Genomic DNA, 20,215 nt, shown 5'->3' on the forward strand with positions numbered 1-20,215 from the left:
AAAAGCTCTCCTACATTTGGGTTAGGCATAATTACTCTGGGACTGGGGGATGAGGGGGATAAGGGGGATGAGGGAGTAGAGAAAAACCTATAGACTGTTGACTATGGACTAATGACTAATGACCAATGACTAATGACCAATGACTAAAAACTATGCAAACCGTCAAAGCTTTTCTCACCGCCGCAAAAGTAGAGAGTGCCAAATCTCCATACGACAATATCCACATTAAAATTCTCTACCCTGCACAAAATACAGAGAGTGACTTCACAAAAAACTGGGGAATGCTACCTGTTGACACAACAAAAGCTCCTTTCCCAGTAGTGATTTTCTTCAATGGCTTTAACTGCGATGCTCAACAATATCAATGGCTGGGTGTAGAACTAGCTCAAACTGGACTAGTTGTAGTTATGTTTAACTGGGTTGGCGAAAGTCTTCCCGGACTAATTAGTTTCACCCCTGGCTTTAATATCGAAAAGCGCAAACGGGAATTTTATGGTACTGCTCCCACAGCCTTAGCCTTACCTGCAATACTAGCCACACTCGAACAGTTACAAACCGAAGGTATATTAGCTAGCACACTTGACCTGCAAAACATCATTTTAGGTGGACACTCAGAAGGTGGTAGAGTGGCAATAGAAAACGCCACCCCCAAATTTTTCCCTCAAGTTGTAGCCTCATTTGCTTATGGCTCACATACAGGCGGAGCCACTATGTTAGGTTATGAACCTAATACTATCTTGCCCCTATCCGACAACCGCCCCCGCTTGATAATTGGTGGAACCTGTGATGGAGTAATTGCCAACAGTAGTCATCATTTCGGTTTAACAACAAAAGATTCCATTACCCCAGTCATTCGTACCTTTCAAGAAGGAATTACTGGAGGACAAGACAACAGCTATTTGCTAATTTTAGAGGGGGCAAATCACTATTCCATAGCTGATACAGTTGATTCAACCTTAGCTGCACCCTTTAAAGACTTTCCTGCCACACAACCCCAAGAGAATTTTCGCTTATTGCTAGCCACAACTATCAACTTATTTATTGATGCTCATGTGCGCCATCAACCAGAAGCATTGCAAAAGCTGGAGCAATTCATAACCGAGCCAAATCCTTTGATAAAATCTTTTGAGAGTAAGTGATGAGTTTTAACTCATAGCAGTCATCTGATAGATTAACACGACCCTACATTGTGGATATTTTTTATCTGTGAGTCCCTTAATAAAAAATGTGAGTTATATCAAGTTCGGCTAATTACTTATAATATGGTTGTTTTGGTCGGTAATGGGTAATAGCTAATAGGTAATTGTTTTCTACCATTAGCAATTACCAATTACCAATTACCAACCCCGAAGATATGATAAGTGATTAAGCGGACATGATATTACTAGTTATAGCAGTTGCCAGTATGAAACAAAAAATTCCATGTCCAGTATTAGTTTTGTGGGGTGAGAAAGGAATTATTGGACGCAAATATAATGTGTTGGAAATTTGGCGAGAACGTGCCATTGATGTGCGCGGTCAGTCGCTACCTTGTGGTCATTTTTTACCTGAAGAAGCACCAGAGGAAACTTATCAGGCTATTTATAAATTTTTGGTTGGCTGTTGATTTGGTAATTAAGTAGTTCGTAGTAGGCCGATGCACTGCCCACCAAAATCATGATACGGTGGGCAGTGCATCGGCCTACAAATTACAAACCTTGTGAATCTATTTTCACAGAGTAAACTTTGAGTTTGAGAGACTTATCAGGTTTCTTCGATGCACCGACAATACGGAAACTTACAGATACTGGAGAATTAGAACGCAGTATTTTTGCAGGAATTACTGCTTCATATTCAGTCATCTGATTTGTTGTATTTAAAGTCCATTGAGTAACAGGTTGTTTATTAACAATTAACTCCAAATCAGTTGACAAACTTTGATTTAATGACAGATTATCGATTTTAATTAACAGCTTTACATCATTTAATTTCCTAGTATCAACAGGTAAAACTAACATAGCTTCCGGCGTTCTCATCAAACTGCCATTACCTTCTAATTTTCCCCAACCTTTACCAGTAAAATTGCGAAAATTACCATCATCTGCAAAAGTTATACTTAAGGGTGTAGCACATCGAAAATTCCCATTGAGATAGCCCCAACCTTGACGATTAAACGAGATACTGGCTAATTGTTTTTCTATAGGTTCTTGGGCGTTGCTACTAATTAATTTTCCGTTGACACCACAAAGACGTTCTTCTGTTTGTTTGAAAAAATCTTGATAAATTAGGATTTTTCTAATGTTTCCATGCTTATCTAAATAAATAAAAGGTGAGTCTATTTGATTAGGTGCGATCGCCTCACCAAATCGCTCATATTCTCTAGTACGTTCTGCAAAAATTTCCGGTTCTGGATTGTACCAAGTCGGGAAGTTTGATAAAATCCACGCTGCTGGAGGTTTCATTTTTAAATAATGCCCATTCCAAGGTTGCCGGAAGAAAAGTTCATTAGGGAAAATCTGTAAAACTAACATCAAAGGTAGCAGTAAATATTTAAGTAAACCTTTTAAATCTTGAATATTTGCTGCTACCCACACAATTAAAGCCATTGCTGACCAAAAAGCATAACGGCTGAATATTTCCTGTCCATGATTCCAGTTTGTTTGGCTCAAAGTTGGCTGGAGCATTAAGAAAAATGCTACTAAAAATATGTCATTCTGGTTAAATATTGGGCGGTTCTTTTGCACTATAACCAGAATTAAACGATATATGGCAATAATCAATACACCAATCATTAAGCCGGGAAAACCAACAATTAGCCCCTGATTCCAATCAAATATTGTCGAAACAAACCGTTGCCAACTAATTAAACTAGGGTCAACAAAACCTCTTTTGGCAATCAAATTTGGTATTTGGTAGTGATAATAGTAAAAACCATAGGGAAAAAGTGATACAGCCGCTATCAAACCCAACCAAATATGCTGTTTAATAAATTCTAAGGGTTGTTTGAGAATATTTGATTGGAAATTTTTTACTATGAAAAATACTAGAATTGATGCCAAAAGAAAAACTACCGATGGATTTTGTAAAGTAGCTAAAGTCGCAGCGATCGCCGCAATATAAATCCGTCGGTCAATAAAGGCGCATCCAGATATTAAAATAGATGCAGCGATAAAAACTTCTGGGTGAGGCCATTGCAGGTAAAAGAACACACACCCAGCTAAGTATAATAATGCGATCGCCCACCGCACTAAAGGAGATTGTCTGCAAAACAGCAAAACATAACCCAAAGTCAAACTAATCAAACATCCGTTGGTTAATTGAAACGCTTTCAGTTCATTCAGCCCCAAAATAGCCAGAAATGCTTTAGCCGGGAGGTTAATTAACGGATATAGCCAGAAATGATAACCAAAATACTCCCCTCGACTAGATTTGAGAATACCTAAATAAATCTCATTTTCGCCATTCTTTAAGGCTTCCAGCGTTCCTTGCAAAACTTTCACATCGTAGGTACTAGGTTGAGTTTCCACAATTTTGATTAGACTGATGATATCACCTTCTCTAATATCTGGGCTGAAATGATTGAAGAAACTTTGCAGAATTAAAGCGTACTCATAGCCATCGCCTTCTCTAATCGGATTGGCTGTAAGACAGTATAAAATTAGAATGATTGAGAAAACACAGATAAAGATAAGGGCAAATTTTTTAGAAGCGAATATTGGTGCGATCGCACCAGCAAAGGAACCTACAGCATTATTTTTCATAGCTTTGAAGCTGGATATATTAAATTTGTTTTCAGATAGTAATAATGTATTTGTATAAACTAGATATCACAATATCAGCTAAAGCTATATCAGTAAACTTTGTATAGCTGAAATTCACGATTTTAATGAGAAAATTAAACTGATGATGAAGTAGATATTTAACAGTCAACAGTGAACAGTTGTAGGGGCGGGTTCATTGAGTAATTCATTGTAAAAACAGATATGTTCGTTAAACCCGCCCGTACTTATACTAATAGGACTTACGCATAAAAACGAAAAATCAAGGGTTTGGGCAAGGGTATAGGGGTATAGGGGTATAAATCTTTAAAACCCTTACACCCTTACCCCCCTACACCCTGTCTCAACAGATAACCTTGGTGCGTAAGTCCTGACTAAGTTGCAGTCAAAAATAGTATCTTACTCTGCGCTACTTCTCTTTCCCCTCCAATCTATCCCCCACTATCCACCTCTCTCCACCCCCTTTACCAGGACTAGCTGAGAAAAGCCATATTTTTCTGGCGATAATAAGTCAAATCTGATGATAATGATAAAATTTTTCGATAAAATGCCTATTTTTACCGCCACTACAGCTAGCTATACTACCGCTAGTACTTATTTCTCAAGCTTTTCCGCCCAAAATTATTAGCACCAGATTCACCTTGACTTATCGATTAGGTTAAGAGAGACTAACTAATGACGGATGTATTGGCTTATAAAAATAATAATTTTTGTAAATTTTCTGAGATATTTATTTTGAGAGATGGAACATTAGTTAAAAAATGGCAAGTTTGTGTCTAAGTAACAATGTTCCCGGAGCTATACATATAGCTTACTGCTCAGGCAGTAAAATACAAACGTACTTATCGTGGTTGGCCAAGAGTATGGAGACATTAGAGTTTATCATCTATCCAGACGGTCGGGTACAAGAAAAAGTCACTGGCATTGTGGGTGCTTCCTGCGCTGAGGTTACAGCAGCAATAGAGGCGCAGCTAGGACTCGTACTCACTCATGAGCCAACCTCGGAGTTCTTCGCCACGCAGGTGCAGCAATCTATTGTGGCAAATACGCAAGCGACTTACAGCGATTGGTAAGTATTCACAAAAGTTTATTGTCGTTGATTTACAACCACCATGTCACACTTTAGCCAAATTAAGACTCAGATCCGTAACCTCGAATCTTTACAAGATGCGCTCACCGAACTGGGCATAGACTGGAAACCAGGGCCAAGAGAAGTACGCGGCTATCGCGGTCAAACCCATCCTGCCGAAATTACTATTGAGCAGGAAAATGGCTATGACATCGGCTTTAGATGGAATGGCAAAGAGTACGAATTAGTAGCTGACTTACAATATTGGCAGCAAAATCTCTCCGTAGACGGTTTTTTACGCCAAGTAACTCAGCGTTATGCTTACCAAACAGTTGTGAAAGAAACCACTCGCGTAGGCTTTCAAGTCACAGAACAGCAAAAAAATGAAGATGGTTCCATCCGCTTAGTTGTACAACGCTGGAGTGCGTAATGGCTGATTTTCTGCCGTCGCCGGAAGAACAAGAAGAAAATCGTTCGGGTTTTGAGCCAGAATTAGGGGGCTTTTTACGGGAGGCTCCAGAGCGTTCGGGTTTTGAACCAGAATTGGGTGGGATGTTGCGCCAAAAGGGTGTTTACGTTGATGAAATCACCTGTATTGGTTGCAAACACTGCGCTCATGTGGCGCGTAACACTTTCTACATTGAGCCTGATTATGGGCGATCGCGTGTAATTCGTCAAGATGGGGACGCGGAAGAAGTTATTCAAGAAGCAATTGACACCTGTCCGGTTGATTGCATTCATTGGGTTGATTACACCGAACTGAAAAATTTAGAAGATGAGCGCAAATTCCAGGTAATTCCTGTTGTTGGCTACCCAGTAGACCATGCAGTGGCGACTACCGAACGGCGGCGGAGAAAACAAAAAGCGAAAAATAAAAAATCCCGTTATTAAGATAAAAAAATCTATACATAAAATAAAAGGGCTGGTTTAATCAGTCCTTTTATTTTGGCGATTTATAATTTAAAGTTTGTCGTCAGGACTTTAGTCCTTTAGCCCTAAAGAAAAGGCTAAAGCCTTTACGAATCGTGATGCGTAAAGAAAGCGTCATTCATGCGGGGGATATAAGCAAATGTGCCGAATTTATTCGGCTTTAAAAACAGTTTGCTCGTTTTTAAGATATAATAGGTATATGCTAAACCTAACTTATACCTATCGCCTAAAACTAAATCAGCAGCAATCCCAAACCTACGACGCATGGTTAGAAACATCTCGTAGAGTTTGGAATTTTGCGTTAGCCGAACGGAAGGATTGGTATAACTCAAGGTCGTGCAGAATTGACGCTTGCAGTATCAAGAGCGAGTACATCATTCCTGCTGACGCACCACGACCAACATTCGCATCTCAATGTAAGGCTTTAACTCAAGCTAGAAAAACTAGCCTTGATCTCAATGCAGCACATTCTCAGATGTTACAACAAGTGTTGAGGCGATTAGAAAAAGCGTTTATTGGAATGTGGGAGTCTGGGAGAGGTTTCCCCCGATTCAAGAAACAAGGAAGAATGCGTTCTTTGCTATTCCCTCAATTGGGCGTTAATCCAATTCAAGGTAGCAGGGTCAAACTTCCTGGTATCGGATGGGTGAAAATGCAATTATCCCGACCTATCCCAGATGGGTTTGTTGCGAAACAAGCCCAAGTGGTGAAGAAAGCTTCAGGATGGTATGTAATGCTGACACTGCAAGCGGATGTTGATGTTCCAAGTTTTGCGCCACACGGTCAACCAGTTGGTATCGACTTGGGACTAAAAAGTTTTTTAGCCACCTCTACTGGTGAGCAAATCGCTATACCAAAATTTTTTGTTGATCTCCAACGCAAGCTGAGATTGCTGCAACAAAGAGTTAGCCACAAGAGATTAAGGTCAAATAACTGGCGCAAAGCTCAACAGAAGGTGTCTCGACTACATGAACACATTCACAACACTCGTAAAGACTTTCATTTCAAATTGGCACATCATTTATGTGACCAAGGTGGAATGATATTTGCTGAAGACTTGAACTTCAAAGCAATGGCTCAGGGAATGTTTTCAAAACACACCTTAGATGCTGGCTTTGGTGAATTTCTCTCAATTTTAGAATGGGTGTGTTGGAAGCGTGGGGTTTATTTTGCAAAGGTTAATCCTAACGGTACTAGCCAAACCTGCCCCAACTGCAACCACCACACAGGCAAGAAAGACCTGTCTGAGCGAGTGCATCGTTGTCATGAATGTGGATTTGAAACAGACCGCGACGTTGCTGCCGCTATGGTGGTAATGCAGCGTGGACTTGCAGCCGTAGGGCATACGGTCAAGATGCTTGGCGAGGGGTTAAGCAATAGCTCCCCACTGACCCAAGAATCCCCCGTTTTATAAACGGGGGAGTGTCAACCAGTTATCGACAGGTAAATTCACAATTCCAAAACTGGTCATAGAAACAGACAGTATAAAAGCAGCCCATGTTTGAATAACCCAAGCTGTACTATCTTTTTGAGGGCCAATCGTTTGCATATTTTCCACTTTTGATAATGTAACTTAGCTGTGATTATATTAATTACTAGACTCACTAGTATCAAAAGCAGAACCACTTTATCGACTGGACTCAAAAAGCTCATTTACAAGTAATTAAATTAACTTGATTTCTATATTTAACAAGACCTTTCTCCAGCAAGGAAAGAGGCTTATAATTACTTTGCTCCTCCCTCGTTTTCGAGGAGAGGGAGATGTTCATCGCAGTTGTGTGAAATCAAGTAAAAACTGGCACGAAAAATGTACCAGTTTTACAAGTGGCATTCACTGCTTCATACAGTTAATCGCGTTGATAGCTTGTGCCTTCTCAATCAGGATCAGGGAGTGGTGGGCAGTGCAACGCCCTACTAATCACTAATGACCATTTATAGCAATCCCCTGATACGTTAGGACACCAACTAAGCATAAAATGCTTATAAGAACAGGGTTTCAAGACTGTAACCTGTAACCTGTAACCTGTCCCCTGCTATATTTATTCAGATTCAGGGAAAGTTTGTACTTTACCATCTGGACTGAGAAGCACTCGAATCCGCATCATTTGACCAGAACGATTGGCAGAAACAAAGGGTTCACCAATAGCAGGCATCCCAGCTAGGTCAATATTATCTCTAGCTGCTTTACCTAAAGGTAATATACGCTCTATTGAGCCATCAACCCCTAGTAGGAGACTATACTCTAAAGTTTGTGAAAATCCTGTGGGTGGTTGCCAGCGCTTTTGCAGATAATCTCTAGCTTCTGCTACCTGGGGTGTATCAAATAATGTGTCTGTGTTGTTTGTAGAGGCTGCGGCGGTAGTTGAGGTGGGTTGAGGTTCGTCCCCTAATTTGTCTATGAATGGGTTAGTAACGGGCGATTGTGTGGGGGTAGTGGCTGAAGAATTGACTCCGCCTCGCGTTGCTTGAGTTGTTGTAGATGAGATTTGAGGTATGGGACTGGGAACTGTGGCTAATGGAGGCGGTACTGGTGTAACAGTAGATGGGGCGATGCTTGTAGAAGCCGACAATCTCGGTGGTAAATTCCGCTTGAGACTAATTCCCTGTGTGTTAATTGATTGTGTAGATTGGGGTTGGGTGAAGCTTGGTTGTCCAGGGATAGTAATTGATGAATTGCCAGGTAGAGATGGAATTTGGATTTGAGGTTGATTCAGCGCCTGTTTTGAGTTGAAAGTAGGATTTGTGGTGGTGGGAGATTTAGCCGTGAGAGTGCTGGGAGTGAGGGGAATTGTAGGTAAGCCAGTAGGTGGTAATGGCGGAGTCGAACCTAAAGGTAAGGGTGATGAATTATTTGAAGGGGTTAATTCAGCTTGAGGTGCAGGGAAGTTGGATGTGGGTGCTGGTTGTAGGGCAATTTGATTATCGCTGGGACTATTTGTTTTTGCTATCTGTTGCTCTTGTTGCCTAACGTTATTAGCATATTGTAAAGTTAAGGGCGTTAAACCTAAAGCTACTAAAAATACAGCAGCAACAGGGGCCCAAGTCGGCAATCGCGCTACAGAACTGGTATTATTTAGGGCTGGTAAGGCCAGGACATCTGTTGAGTATTCGTCTAAAGCTGTTGCTAAATCGAACAGTTGCAGCAGACTTAGTTGAACAACAGGCCCAGATGCCGGATTTGCTAAGGAACCGAGATAAAGATTGTGTGTTAAATTGTTGCCGCTTTCTATGTAGATGCTTGTGCCTAATAGTTGGGGTGTAAAAGGTTTTGATGTTTTAGGTAAGAGTGCAGCTTGATGAGAGTCTGTGAAATCTTGGGTAGATACTTTAGTTGAATCTTGGACTGTTGAGAAGTTCAGCCAAAAGCTTTGTGGTGGCTGTTGGATAAATTGCTGTACATAGGTAGTGACGGCATCGCATAATGCTTCTAGTTGATCGCGATCGCCACGAATGGGTATTCTGTTTTCTTCTGGCAATTGTGGATCATCAAAGCGCAATTCAAACGTTAACTGTCGCAGTACAGGTTTACCCATCCAACGGGACAATGGGGAGCTTTGCGCCAATACTTCTAGCGTACAAGTAGGGGGTGTGTAGCGACGAATGACAGAATTAGATAGAGGCATGGCAGGAACAGCAAGAAGATGTTTTCAAGGTTTTGCGGAACGGTCGATGAGTGCTAGCCACAGACGGCGGTGTCCACCAGGTGCGCTATAAAACAGCAAATCTACAAGCAGTTTTAGCGCTAGGTGAGTTAATAAATCCGTCGAGATTTGCTCGTCCTCTTCCATCCGCTCTTGGTAGGTGTTGCAGAAAGCATCTATGTAATCTCCAAGTAAAGCAGCCTGATGAGGTTCCCGATTTTTTCCCGCCATTTGTTCTAGTAAACCTACGGCCCGACGGATTAACTCTTGGTGCTGTTGGGCAAGGTAGCAGATGATGAGAACAAGCGATCGCGCTTCTTCCACATCCAGCTTTTTCCGCCCTCCTTGCCCTTTGCGTAGGGGATTGGACTGACGCAAGCGCCACAAAGCCACGCGGTCTGGAACTTTCGACTCCAAATTGAGATTAGCCGCAGCCGAAAGCATAGCTTCCGAACCGATTCCAGTCAGGGTTTCCAGAGCCAACAGCACCAAGTCTAACTGAGTTTTGATGTTGTCCCACTCAACTACGTTTGGAGTTGGCAGTTTAATTAAATCCTCCCATTGAGCATTGGGAGTAGCTGAATCAGCGGCCGTTTGCATAACTTTTAGCATAGGTGATCAGGCTGGTAGGGGCTGTTGCTGTTACCCATTTTGAAACCAGACTCTTGATCAATAGAGTTGGTTTCCCATGCAAGACGCTAGGGGCGCTTAGGTTAGAGGCGCTTAGGTTAGGCTAGGGTTTGTGACGCTAAAACAACTGTTTCCAGTTAGCAAATCGTGGAAACACCCACAACCAAAGATAAAATCTCTTTTCTCATCCCTAACCCCTAGTCGCTAGACGCTTTTTTCCAGCCCTGCACTAGCTTTTCTTACTTTGGTCAACAGCGATTGTCACTGTCTTACTCTACTAGATGAAAATTTATTTTCAACAGTGTTGAAAGTAATTTTTCATGGTAAAATATACTCACATATTATCTAATATTCAGGTACTTAAGTATAAATAAATTACATTAGAATTTTTAATATTTAATTGTGAATTAGCAGCATCATCTGGCAATAGGTAACGAAAAAGGCAAAATTAAAAATTGCCACAAGTAATATTTATTGCAGTCAGTTTGCTATGGCTGGTGACAGGCTTAAAAGTAGGTAAAATAACGTGAGTTCGACCAGCGTTGTTTTGACCTCACCCCCAACCCCTCTCTCTTGAAAAGTTCTGATCGCCGGAAGTCGGCGCTCAGACTTTTCGCTCCTACGAGGAGAGGGGAGTAAGAGGGTGATTTTTTCGTTTCTCCTCCCTCTCCTACGAGGCTATCCATTACCCGGATCTATCTCAACATTTGTGAGAGTATTCACTCACGTTTTTTCTAACCCTGATTTGTTCGTTGTTGATTCTCAATAAAAACATGGTTTTAGCGAGAAGACAAGGTGCGAATTTGTCAAGCCCGATGAAAAACTGAGTTGGCAAGATGCTTACTAAGCAAGGGTTTTAACATTGTAAAGAAAGATGTGGGTAATGGATAGCCTACGAGGAGAGGGGTTGGGGGTGAGGTATTTTTTCGTTTCTCCTCCCTCTCCTACGAGGAGAGGGAAGTTGGGAGGGAGAGGTTCATCGAACTCACGTTAAAATAATGTAGAGACGTTGCAGAAAATGTCTCTACATTATAGTGAAGTATAATCTCCTACCCCCTGCCTTTAAGAAACATGAGCAACAGTCACTCCACTACCACCGTCGGCTTGTTCTGCCGCTTCGTAGTGACTAACTCTGGGATGTTGTTGTAAATAGGCTTGGACACCTTGCCGCAGTTTACCTGTTCCATGTCCGTGAATAATCCAGATTGGCCCGGTAGCTTCGGAAATGGCTTTGTCCAAAATATACTCAGCATCAGCTACACGTTTACCTCGAATATCAAAGGTGTTTTTGGAGGTACGAATGGCTGGCGTGGGTTGGGCTGGTTGTGCAACTGGGGCTGGTGCTGGCTTGGGCTTGGCTATGGGTTCGGCTTTTTGTCCATCAAGAGATTCGATGTCTTCTAGCTTCACCGTCATTTTCATGATGCCAAAGCGGACGGTTAACTCACCATCGTTATTAGGGGCTGTTAAAACATCTGCTGTTTGTCCAAATTGGGAAATACGGATGCGATCGCCCACTTTTGGCACAAACCCCAATTTCGGTTTTGGCGGTGCTACTGGTTGATACTTCTGGGCAATTTGATTGAGGCTGTTAGTTGCTTGTTGGGCATCTTGGGCTGTGGCTGTCCCTTGCTGCAAGCGGCGGATGACTTTGGCTATTTCCCCTTTGGCTTGGTTAATTGCTTGTTGGACAGCGACTTCTTGGGAAGCCCGCAATGATTGTTCTCGCTCCTGTAAGGCTGCGGCTTTATCAGATACTTCCTTATACAAGCGTTCTGCTTGCTGTAATAGTTTCTGCGCCTCCGCCGCTTTGGTTTCCTGACGACGACGTTGGGCTTCTAACCCAGCAATTACCTGATTTACTTCGTCTGTGGCTTCTCCCACCTGAGTTTTTGCCTGTTCGACAACTTCAGGCTTCAAACCCAAACGTAAAGCGATCGCCAACGCATTAGAACGCCCCGGAATCCCCCACAATAGGCGATAGGTAGGCGATAAAGTCGCATCATCAAATTCTACCGAAGCATTTTCAAAACGCTGGTCTTCGTATTTGAGGGCTTTGAGTTCGCCAAAGTGCGTTGTGGCAATAGTTAGCTGGGCATGGTCGGCGAGGTATTGTAAAAGTGCGATCGCCAAAGCACTACCTTCAGCCGGATCTGTCCCCGCACCTACTTCGTCAAGTAGGACTAGGGACTGGGGACTGGGGACTGGGTACTGGGGATTTTCTTCGGGGTCTTCAGGGCTTAAAGCATTCAAAATCCGACTAATCCGGCGGATATGTCCTGAAAATGTAGATAAGCTTTGCTGTAGGGATTGTTCATCACCGATATCAGCTAATACTTGGTCAAACCAAGGGATTTCTACTGGTTCCCTTGCGGGGATGAATAAACCCACTTTCGCCATGAGGGCTGCTAATCCCAAGGTTTTTAATGTTACCGTTTTCCCCCCAGTGTTAGGCCCGGTAATCGTCACTACCCGGATATGGGGACTGATTAACAAATCTACAGGAATGACAGCATGACCTTGTTCATGTTGATTTTGCCACACTAACAAGGGATGGCGTAGCTGTCGTAAGGTGATTAACTCTTGTTCTTGGCGGTTAACAAATCTGGGAGGATTAGCTTTGAGCCAAAAACTATATCTAGCTCTCGCCGTTGCCATATCTAAAGTAGTGACAATGGCTAATAACCTTTCTAAATCAGGTTTAACGGCTGCGACTTTTTCCGTCAAAGTACGGCGTATTGCTTCTTCTTCCGCTTGTTCTCGCCGCACTGTCTGCCGCAGTTGATTACCCATCGGCACAACAGAGTTAGGCTCTATGTACAGCGTTGCCCCACTGGTAGATGTGTCATGGACAATACCGGGAATAGCATCTTTTTGCGGTGCTTTCACGGGGATAACAAAGCGATCGCCCCTTTGGGTAATTAGCTGTTCCTGAACTGCGTTAGATTTTACTTGTAAAATATTTTGCAGTTTTTGTGTAATTTGACTCCGTAATCTCCGCAGTTCTGTACGAATTTCCCCTAACTTAGTGCTAGCACGGTCAGCCACTTGTCCCCGGTCATCAATACAGTGATGGATTTCCTGTTCTAGTTCGGGATAAGTGCGTAACTCAGCTACTAATTGAGTTAAAATTGGTGTATCTTCTTGGTTATCAATTATACGCCGTAAACTTCTCGCACCTGCCAGAGTAGTAGCGATCGCCAAAAGTTCATCACCAGCCAAAATCCCTTGTAGTTCTGCACGTTCCAGGGAATCACCGATATCTTGGATACCCTCAAAAGACAAACCACTAGCCAAACGACTTTCTAGTTGATAGACTTCTTTTGTCTGTGCTAATAATTGCTCACTCGCTGTCTGAGATCCAGGGATTTGCAGATGCAGTGATGCGATCGCCCCAAGCTTAGTTGCCGCAAATGTAGAAAGATGCTGGCAAAGGCGATACCATTCTAGTAGTTCTAAAGTTTCAGATTGAATCAAGGCTGCAAAATCAAATCTGAAGTGATCGTAACAATTCTAGCCTTGATCGTGGCAAATCATATCAGTTATTAGTTATCAGTTTACGCTGCACGAACGCTCAGGGTAAAATGATAACTGTCAACTGACTATTAAGAAACACAGGTTACAGAAACAAGAAAATAGGGAATAGTTGTGTTTCTTTCATATTTGGCGGGAGCGTTCATCGCGCCCGTAGGAGGCTATTAAGAAACAGCGTCCAAAGACGAGAGTTGCAATAACTGAGGCCAACTGATGACTCGGTTGCGTCCTGATGCTTTGGCTGCTAGTAAACATTTATCGGCGCGATATAACAGGCTCATACCTTGTTCATCATCATCTTTTTGCAAACAGGCTACACCTAAGCTAATAGTGACATCAATCATTAGCTTATTATTGATACTAAAAGTCTGTTCACCTACTATTCGATTAAGTCTTTCTGCTACTTTGAGCGCTTCTTCACCATTGGTATGAGCCAGAAGAACAACAAACTCTTCTCCTCCGTAACGAAATGCGATATCCTGAGAACGTAAATTATGGCGTATACGGGTACAAAGCAACTTCAACAGGCGATCGCCTACTAAATGCCCATACTTATCATTAACTTTCTTGAAATAATCTACATCCAGAATTATCAAACTCATGGGACTGTTGTGATTTCGCGCTCTAGTAATTTGTCTGGGCAATTCCCAATCAAAAGCACGACGATTATTCAAATCCGTCAACGAGTCAGCTAATGCGATCGCTGATAAAATATGGTTTTTCTGGAGTAAATCACGGTACTTTTGGGCTTTACGCAAACCTACTGTTAATTGACTTAATATCAAATGGTGGGTAGCGATTTTTTCTGTTGGCAGTTGCCAAATATAGGCATCTGCACCTTGATGAAGTGCGACGGCGGTCATTTCCAACTCCCACTGCCAGTCGTTTTGGCTTCTTTGTGCTAGTTGTTGTGGTCGATCTTCCACCAGAATGCAGTGTATATAATATAATTTAGCTTGTTCTTTTAACCAACCACAAAGTTCTACACTACCATTGAGGCTTGCTTGCACAAATATGACATCGGGCGATGCAATTTGGATTTGTGCCACTGCTTGGTGAAAATCCGTAATTGCTACCAAATCATTAGTAGCTCTTTCATGGATCTGATCGGGAAGTTTTGTAAGAAAGTCATAACTTCCAAAGACCAGAATTGTCATCATCATGGCTTGGTTTTTTGCCTTTTTCTGCGTTAGGGATTACCGATATCTGGCCGATTCATGAATAAATTGCCTCTGAGATAGGAAACTTAATATATACGTATATAGACTTATATGGTCTTAACTCTAAATACAAATAGATTTTCTCCTTTTAATTTCTTCTTAACCTACTCCTATAGATGGATAGCAATTCTATAAAAGGTAACTATAGGTATTGAGTTTCACTTTTGATAGTCCGTTTTTCAAACAGTATAAATACGTAAAATTTATCGTGAATTAGACAAAGCAGATATTTTTTGCTTTATTTAGGTGAAAATCGGCTAAAAATAGGTTTAATTTTACGTTTTTTTATCACTAGAAATATTATTTATATATTGTTAATAAATAATTACATATACTTTAAATATCTAGAATTAGTACAAATACTATTTTTTTGAGCAGATACTGTATTCTCCCAGCTAATATAGTAAGTGTTTATTATGAAGGGCTAGATTTTGTGATTTGACCTTAAAACAAGTCAAATCAAAAAATCAAGCATCACAATAATTAAGAATTAATTTCGAGTAATACCATTTCTCCATAAAACTGCACTTAATACCCTAAATTATTAAGCTCACGCATACCGCTAAAGCGGAACTCGCAGAGTAGGCGCATTCGCCGCTAGGCGTTCTCGCAAAGTAGGCGCAACACTTTATTAAGTGCATTGCTACAGAGAACTGGTATAAGTAGGTTTTAGCTGATGTGTCAAATTTAGTGATTTACCTTGGTAAGTCAGGAGTTGTTTGGGCTGACCGAGCCTTGTGGAAGCACCTGCTGCCTGGATGATGATACCAATGTTAGATATGGTTGATGTATACTTTTTAACTTTAAATAAAGTTAAAGGTAATAATGAACGAAAACTTAACTAAGTACCTTATGCCTATCAATATGATTTACTTATATTCACAAGAGGTGTCCTATTTGTGTAATAATCAGAACTCGCCAGTATTATTCCCCATCAAAACAGTCTGCTGAAGGGTTAAGAAATTAAAATTTTGTTAAAAACCACTTAAAGCCGATGGGGGAACCGATGTTTGATAATCGTTATGGCAAGATAGAATACATAGGCCTTACTTAACTACAGGGAATCTCTTATGGCTCTCCGTCTTGGTGATACAGTACCCAACTTTACACAAGCCTCCACACATGGCGACATAGATTTTTACGAATGGGCTGGTGACAGCTGGGTGGTGCTGTTTTCCCACCCGGCTGACTATACCCCAGTTTGTACAACAGAATTAGGAACAGTTGCCAAACTCAAACCAGAATTTGACAAACGTAACGTGAAAGCGATCGCCCTCAGCGTTGATGATGTAGAATCACATAAAGGCTGGATAGGTGATATCGAAGAAACCCAAAGCACAACACTCAACTATCCCATTTTGGCAGACGCAGATCGTAAAGTTTCCGACCTTTACGACATGATTCACCCCAACGCTAACGCAGCCGTCACAGTACGCTCTGTATTTGTCATTGACCCCAGCAAAAAACTGCGCCTGACCTTCACCTATCCCCCCAGCACCGGACGCAACTTTGACGAACTATTGCGAGTCATCGACTCCTTGCAACTCACCGATAACTACAGCGTTGCTACCCCAGCCGACTGGAAAGATGGTGAAGATTGTGTGATTGTACCCTCCCTCAAAGACCCAGAAGTCTTAAAAGAAAAATTCCCCAAAGGCTACAAAGAAGTTAAACCCTATCTGCGTTTAACACCCCAGCCTAACAAGTAATACCAATTCAAAATTCAAAAACCCATAACTTACAAAGGTTTTTGAGTTTTGGATAATTGGTGTCAACCCAAAAACCAATCTCATCTATATCAAGACGCAAAGAGGCAGAGTTTTATCTTCGCCCCTTTGTGTCTTTGCGCCTTTGCGTGAGAATAAAAAATAAATCCCTTGGGTTAAGCATCATGCTGTCATCCCCCTTAATAATCCAAATTCCGCCATCAATGCAAATGACAGACGAACAATTCTTTGAGTTCTGTCAAGTCAACCGTGACTTACAAATTGAGCGAGATAAATGTGGACATATATCAATTATGCCACCTACAGGTTCGGAATCAGGAAATAGAGAATTTAACATTGGTTTACAACTAGGAATTTGGTCAGAACAGGACGGTACAGGTATTGCCTTTAGTTCCAGTACAGGATTTACATTATCCACAGGTGCAGAACGCTCTCCTGATGCTTCATGGATCAAATTAGAACGGTGGAATACCTTATCACCCCAACAGCAACAAAGGTTTGCACCAATTTGTCCTGATTTCGTAGTGGAACTGCGATCGCCAAGCGATAATCTGCAACCCCTCAAAGATAAAATGGCAGAATATATGCAGGAAAGGGGGGTACAATTAGGCTTTTTAATTGATAGAAAAAATCGTCAAGTATATATTTATCGTCCGCAGCAACCAGTGCAATGTTTAGATAATCCCGACACAGTTAGCGGCGACCCTGTTCTACCAGGATTTGTTTTAAATATGAGTAAAATTTGGTAAATTCACGTAGGGCATTGCCCACATATTATAGTTTTGGTGGGCAGTGCATCGGCCTACTGTCAATACTAACTGTCTTTGCTATTGCTATATTTCTACGAAATATTATATGAAATTTTGAGTTCGTAGTAAGGACTTTAGTCCTTTTTTGAGGACTAAAGTCCTCACTACGAACCTTGATTTAAGATATCAGGTATTCGGCGGTAATGCTTCCGGTGGTGCTTCTGCGGGGGGAGCGAGTACGGCATCTGGGGCAATTTCTTCCACAGGAATGGGTTCCTTATTTTCCGGTTGAGGATGTGGCTGTGCAGCTTCCACCAATTCCGGGGCTGGGGGATGAGGTGGAATTACTTCGGGAATAACTTCCGTTGGGGATGCGGTATCAGTACTCACAAGTGCTGCTGGTTCCACTGTGGGAGGAGCTTCATTAATAGTAACTGCCTCCAGGGCTGGTTTTGCTGTATTATCGATAATCTCAACAGATGGTTTGGTGGGAGTTGGCGCTGGGGCAGTTGTAGCTTTTTTAGCATCAGTCTTTTGTGCTTTGTTTTTTAAGCCACCCAAGGTATTACCAATACCTTGCTGTAACTGAGCAATTTTTTCTTGCCAGGAAAACTTAGCCGCTTGTTCTTGAATGGTAGATTTTACCGCTTCAGCACTAGGCACTGGGGTTTGTTGTGCCTGTGGGGTGACTTGGCGACGTAACGAGAGAGTTTGCCAACCAAACCAAACTAAAAGCGCCACACTAGCCACATGACCTAGTAATAATCCTCCGGTAATTTTCGGCGCAAACACCCACAAAACTAAAGCGTAAAAAAGTCCTACTCCACTCCAAATAAAATCATTCTTGCGGTGGATTTCAGGAAAGAAAAAAGCTGAAATGTAAATTGCTAAACTACCAAGGCCAACCACCAAGGCTAGGATATTTGCCAGCATTTTATAGGTAACTCCTTTTGTGAGGGATTGGGGATCGGGAACAGTGGACAGTTGACAGTGGAAATAACCTGACAACTGTTCCCAGTCCCTCACCCCCAACCCCCAATTTCGCAAATTTTACAAGCTAATTGCAGATTTGGATACAAATTAAAACTATTTATCTGTGTTCCTAGCGAGCTTTTATTCTGCAAATTAACTCTTAATGTCTTCTTTAGGGGAGAAGAGAAAAACTCGTTCTACCCTTAAAGATGAAAGAACCTGCAAGAGTTAGCCAAACATAGTTTATGACACTACAAAGCTTTGGTGTGATTGGTTTAGCCGTTATGGGCGAGAATATCGCCCTGAACGTGGAGCGTAATGGCTTCCCAATTGCAGTTTATAATCGTTCCAGAGAAAAAACCGATGCCTTCATGGCACAGCGTGCTGGTGGACGCAACGTTAAAGCTGCTTTTACCCTGGAAGAGTTTGTGGCTGCACTAGAACGTCCCCGCAAAATTCTGGTGATGGTACAAGCTGGTAAACCAGTGGATGCAGTAATTCAGCAGCTAAAACCCCTGCTAGATGAAGGCGATATTATCATCGACGGTGGCAACTCTTGGTTTGAAGATACCCAAAGACGGACTCAAGAACTAGAACCCGCAGGCTTGCGGTTCTTGGGTATGGGTGTTAGTGGTGGTGAAGAAGGCGCACTCAACGGCCCTTCACTAATGCCTGGCGGTACACAAAGTTCTTACGAGTATCTGTCGCCCATTTTCAACAAAATTGCTGCTCAAGTCGATGACGGCCCTTGTGTTACCTACGTTGGCCCTGGTGGTTCTGGTCACTACGTGAAGATGGTACACAACGGTATTGAGTATGGCGATATGCAGTTGATTGCAGAAGCCTACGATTTGCTGAGAAATGCAGGCGGACTGAGTGCAAAAGAGCTACATGAAGTATTCGCCCAATGGAATACAACCGATGAACTCAATTCTTTCTTGATTGAGATTACAGCGAATATCTTCCCCTATGTAGACCCAGAAACTAAGTTACCCTTGGTAGACTTGATTGTTGACGCTGCTGGTCAAAAGGGTACTGGACGCTGGACTGTACAAACTGCTTTGGAATTGGGCGTTTCTATTCCTACCATTACCGCAGCCGTGAATGCGCGGATTATCTCTTCGATTCGAGATGAGCGGATAGCAGCATCTAAGCAGCTAACAGGCCCCAGTGGCAAGTATGACGGCTCAACCAAAGAGTTTATCAACAAAGTCCGCGATGCGCTTTACTGCTCCAAGATTTGTTCTTACGCTCAAGGGATGGCGCTGTTATCTACAGCTTCTACCACATTTAATTGGAATTTGAATCTGAGTGAGTTGGCGCGAATTTGGAAAGGTGGCTGTATTATTCGCGCTGGTTTCTTAAATAAGATTAAGAAGGCATTTAACGAAAATCCCGCTTTACCTAACTTGCTACTTGCTCCTGAATTTAAGCAAACAATTCTCGACAGACAAGCAGCTTGGCGGGAAGTAATCATCACAGCTGCCAAACTGGGTATTCCTGTGCCTGCGTTTAGTGCCTCCTTGGATTATTTTGACAGCTATCGCCGCGATCGCCTACCCCAAAACCTCACTCAGGCACAACGCGACTACTTCGGCGCTCACACCTACTTGCGTACCGACAAGGCTGGTGTATTCCACACCGAATGGGTTCCCATCACTGAAGCTAAGAAGTAAGCTTTTATTTGTCTAATTTCTCAACTTATTTTTTAGTGACTCTAAATATTTAGGGTCACTTTTTTAATCAGTAGCAGGAATTAGGGGTGTAGGGGTGTAGGGGTATAGGGGTGTAGGGGTATAGGGGTGTAGGGGTATAGGGGTGTAGGGGTTTTGAATAGCTACACAAGTTAGAGAAGGTCAAGGCTTATGATAGTGTTTTAATTGTGGCGATCGCTTTCTACAAATCCCAACCTCAAAAAATCATAAAAATTCTTCCCCAGCCCCCAATCCCTAGTCCCCAATCCCTAATCCCTATTTATAATGAAT

The 20,215-nt window shown here is 42.2% G+C and carries 15 protein-coding genes and 2 pseudogenes; 9 read left to right on the top strand and 8 right to left on the bottom strand.

Translation table 11 applies throughout. The annotated features are described in order from the left end of the window. Positions 1–152 precede the first annotated feature (152 nt). Positions 153–1,139 (top strand): alpha/beta hydrolase family protein, encoded by a 987-nt coding sequence (locus H6G83_RS06140; protein WP_190468518.1) that lies wholly within the window; start codon positions 153–155, stop codon positions 1,137–1,139. 266 nt (positions 1,140–1,405) lie between these two features. Then, complete coding sequence (locus H6G83_RS06145; RefSeq protein ID WP_190468520.1) at positions 1,406–1,606, top strand: alpha/beta fold hydrolase; 201 nt, start codon at positions 1,406–1,408, stop codon at positions 1,604–1,606. An 82-nt stretch (positions 1,607–1,688) separates the two neighbouring features. Here the strand turns inward: H6G83_RS06145 and H6G83_RS06150 are convergent, their stop codons facing one another. Further along, the gene (locus H6G83_RS06150) at positions 1,689–3,740 is read right to left on the bottom strand and encodes a hypothetical protein (protein WP_190468522.1); all 2,052 of its coding nucleotides are present in this window, start codon (positions 3,738–3,740) and stop codon (positions 1,689–1,691) included. Between the two features lie 881 nt (positions 3,741–4,621). Here H6G83_RS06150 and H6G83_RS06155 point away from each other — a divergent pair. The 4 genes from H6G83_RS06155 to H6G83_RS06170 all read left to right on the top strand — a co-directional run bounded on the left by H6G83_RS06155 (position 4,622) and on the right by H6G83_RS06170 (position 7,171). Continuing rightward, complete coding sequence (locus H6G83_RS06155) at positions 4,622–4,831, top strand: DUF2997 domain-containing protein (protein WP_190468526.1); 210 nt, start codon at positions 4,622–4,624, stop codon at positions 4,829–4,831. Between the two features lie 39 nt (positions 4,832–4,870). Next, the gene (locus tag H6G83_RS06160) at positions 4,871–5,257 is read left to right on the top strand and encodes a DUF1257 domain-containing protein (RefSeq protein ID WP_190468528.1); all 387 of its coding nucleotides are present in this window, start codon (positions 4,871–4,873) and stop codon (positions 5,255–5,257) included. Beyond that, a complete protein-coding gene (locus tag H6G83_RS06165; protein ID WP_190468530.1) occupies positions 5,257–5,718 on the top strand; it encodes a ferredoxin in 462 nt (153 codons plus the stop codon). Before H6G83_RS06160 ends, H6G83_RS06165 begins: the two co-directional genes overlap by 1 nt. Positions 5,719–5,956: 238 nt before the next feature. Next, on the top strand, positions 5,957–7,171 hold the full coding sequence (locus tag H6G83_RS06170) for an RNA-guided endonuclease InsQ/TnpB family protein (RefSeq protein WP_190468533.1): 1,215 nt from the start codon (positions 5,957–5,959) through the stop codon (positions 7,169–7,171). A gap of 12 nt (positions 7,172–7,183) precedes the next feature. On the opposite strand, the pseudogene H6G83_RS06175 reads toward H6G83_RS06170, so the two are convergent. The 6 genes and pseudogenes from H6G83_RS06175 to H6G83_RS35175 form a co-directional block, all read right to left on the bottom strand. Continuing rightward, a pseudogene (locus tag H6G83_RS06175) lies at positions 7,184–7,306 on the bottom strand (YiaA/YiaB family inner membrane protein); the annotation flags it as partial. Between the two features lie 490 nt (positions 7,307–7,796). Further along, entirely contained in the window at positions 7,797–9,380 is a 1,584-nt protein-coding gene (locus H6G83_RS06180; RefSeq protein ID WP_190468535.1) for a DUF4335 domain-containing protein, read from the bottom strand. Positions 9,381–9,404: 24 nt separating this feature from the next. Then, positions 9,405–10,010: a DUF3038 domain-containing protein gene (locus H6G83_RS06185; RefSeq protein ID WP_190468537.1), complete on the bottom strand. Its 606-nt coding sequence runs from the start codon at positions 10,008–10,010 to the stop codon at positions 9,405–9,407. A 1,080-nt stretch (positions 10,011–11,090) separates the two neighbouring features. Then, on the bottom strand, positions 11,091–13,505 hold the full coding sequence (locus tag H6G83_RS06190) for an endonuclease MutS2 (protein WP_190468540.1): 2,415 nt from the start codon (positions 13,503–13,505) through the stop codon (positions 11,091–11,093). Between the two features lie 221 nt (positions 13,506–13,726). After that, complete coding sequence (locus H6G83_RS06195) at positions 13,727–14,725, bottom strand: GGDEF domain-containing protein (protein WP_190468542.1); 999 nt, start codon at positions 14,723–14,725, stop codon at positions 13,727–13,729. A 745-nt stretch (positions 14,726–15,470) separates the two neighbouring features. Continuing rightward, a pseudogene (locus tag H6G83_RS35175) lies at positions 15,471–15,563 on the bottom strand (nucleotidyltransferase family protein); the annotation flags it as partial. A gap of 289 nt (positions 15,564–15,852) precedes the next feature. Here H6G83_RS35175 and H6G83_RS06200 point away from each other — a divergent pair. Together H6G83_RS06200 and H6G83_RS06205 are read left to right on the top strand one after the other, a co-directional pair. Next, complete coding sequence (locus H6G83_RS06200; RefSeq protein WP_190468545.1) at positions 15,853–16,491, top strand: peroxiredoxin; 639 nt, start codon at positions 15,853–15,855, stop codon at positions 16,489–16,491. A 182-nt stretch (positions 16,492–16,673) separates the two neighbouring features. Beyond that, positions 16,674–17,258 (top strand): Uma2 family endonuclease, encoded by a 585-nt coding sequence (locus H6G83_RS06205; protein WP_190468548.1) that lies wholly within the window; start codon positions 16,674–16,676, stop codon positions 17,256–17,258. Positions 17,259–17,444: 186 nt separating this feature from the next. On the opposite strand, the gene H6G83_RS06210 is transcribed toward H6G83_RS06205, so the two are convergent. Beyond that, positions 17,445–18,191, bottom strand: coding sequence for a Ycf66 family protein (locus H6G83_RS06210; RefSeq protein WP_190468551.1), 747 nt, complete (start codon positions 18,189–18,191; stop codon positions 17,445–17,447). Positions 18,192–18,475: 284 nt separating this feature from the next. On the opposite strand from H6G83_RS06210, the gene gndA reads away from it, so the two are divergent. Beyond that, positions 18,476–19,906 carry an NADP-dependent phosphogluconate dehydrogenase gene (gene gndA / locus H6G83_RS06215; protein ID WP_190468554.1) on the top strand — a complete coding sequence of 477 codons (1,431 nt, stop codon included), beginning with the start codon at positions 18,476–18,478 and terminating at the stop codon, positions 19,904–19,906. Positions 19,907–20,215: the final 309 nt, after the last annotated feature.

It is taken from the genome of Anabaena azotica FACHB-119 (genome assembly GCF_014697625.1).
GTDB lineage: Bacteria > Cyanobacteriota > Cyanobacteriia > Cyanobacteriales > Nostocaceae > Trichormus > Trichormus azoticus_A.

Coding starts and splice junctions, on each gene's coding strand:
- H6G83_RS06140 (WP_190468518.1), top strand. CDS start 153: ATGCAAACCGTCAAAGCTTTTCTCACCGCCGCAAAAGTAGAGAGTGCC.
- H6G83_RS06145 (WP_190468520.1), top strand. CDS start 1,406: ATGAAACAAAAAATTCCATGTCCAGTATTAGTTTTGTGGGGTGAGAAA.
- H6G83_RS06150 (WP_190468522.1), bottom strand. CDS start 3,740: ATGAAAAATAATGCTGTAGGTTCCTTTGCTGGTGCGATCGCACCAATA.
- H6G83_RS06155 (WP_190468526.1), top strand. CDS start 4,622: ATGGAGACATTAGAGTTTATCATCTATCCAGACGGTCGGGTACAAGAA.
- H6G83_RS06160 (WP_190468528.1), top strand. CDS start 4,871: ATGTCACACTTTAGCCAAATTAAGACTCAGATCCGTAACCTCGAATCT.
- H6G83_RS06165 (WP_190468530.1), top strand. CDS start 5,257: ATGGCTGATTTTCTGCCGTCGCCGGAAGAACAAGAAGAAAATCGTTCG.
- H6G83_RS06170 (WP_190468533.1), top strand. CDS start 5,957: ATGCTAAACCTAACTTATACCTATCGCCTAAAACTAAATCAGCAGCAA.
- H6G83_RS06180 (WP_190468535.1), bottom strand. CDS start 9,380: ATGCCTCTATCTAATTCTGTCATTCGTCGCTACACACCCCCTACTTGT.
- H6G83_RS06185 (WP_190468537.1), bottom strand. CDS start 10,010: ATGCTAAAAGTTATGCAAACGGCCGCTGATTCAGCTACTCCCAATGCT.
- H6G83_RS06195 (WP_190468542.1), bottom strand. CDS start 14,725: ATGATGATGACAATTCTGGTCTTTGGAAGTTATGACTTTCTTACAAAA.
- H6G83_RS06200 (WP_190468545.1), top strand. CDS start 15,853: ATGGCTCTCCGTCTTGGTGATACAGTACCCAACTTTACACAAGCCTCC.
- H6G83_RS06205 (WP_190468548.1), top strand. CDS start 16,674: ATGCTGTCATCCCCCTTAATAATCCAAATTCCGCCATCAATGCAAATG.
- H6G83_RS06210 (WP_190468551.1), bottom strand. CDS start 18,191: ATGCTGGCAAATATCCTAGCCTTGGTGGTTGGCCTTGGTAGTTTAGCA.
- gndA (WP_190468554.1), top strand. CDS start 18,476: ATGACACTACAAAGCTTTGGTGTGATTGGTTTAGCCGTTATGGGCGAG.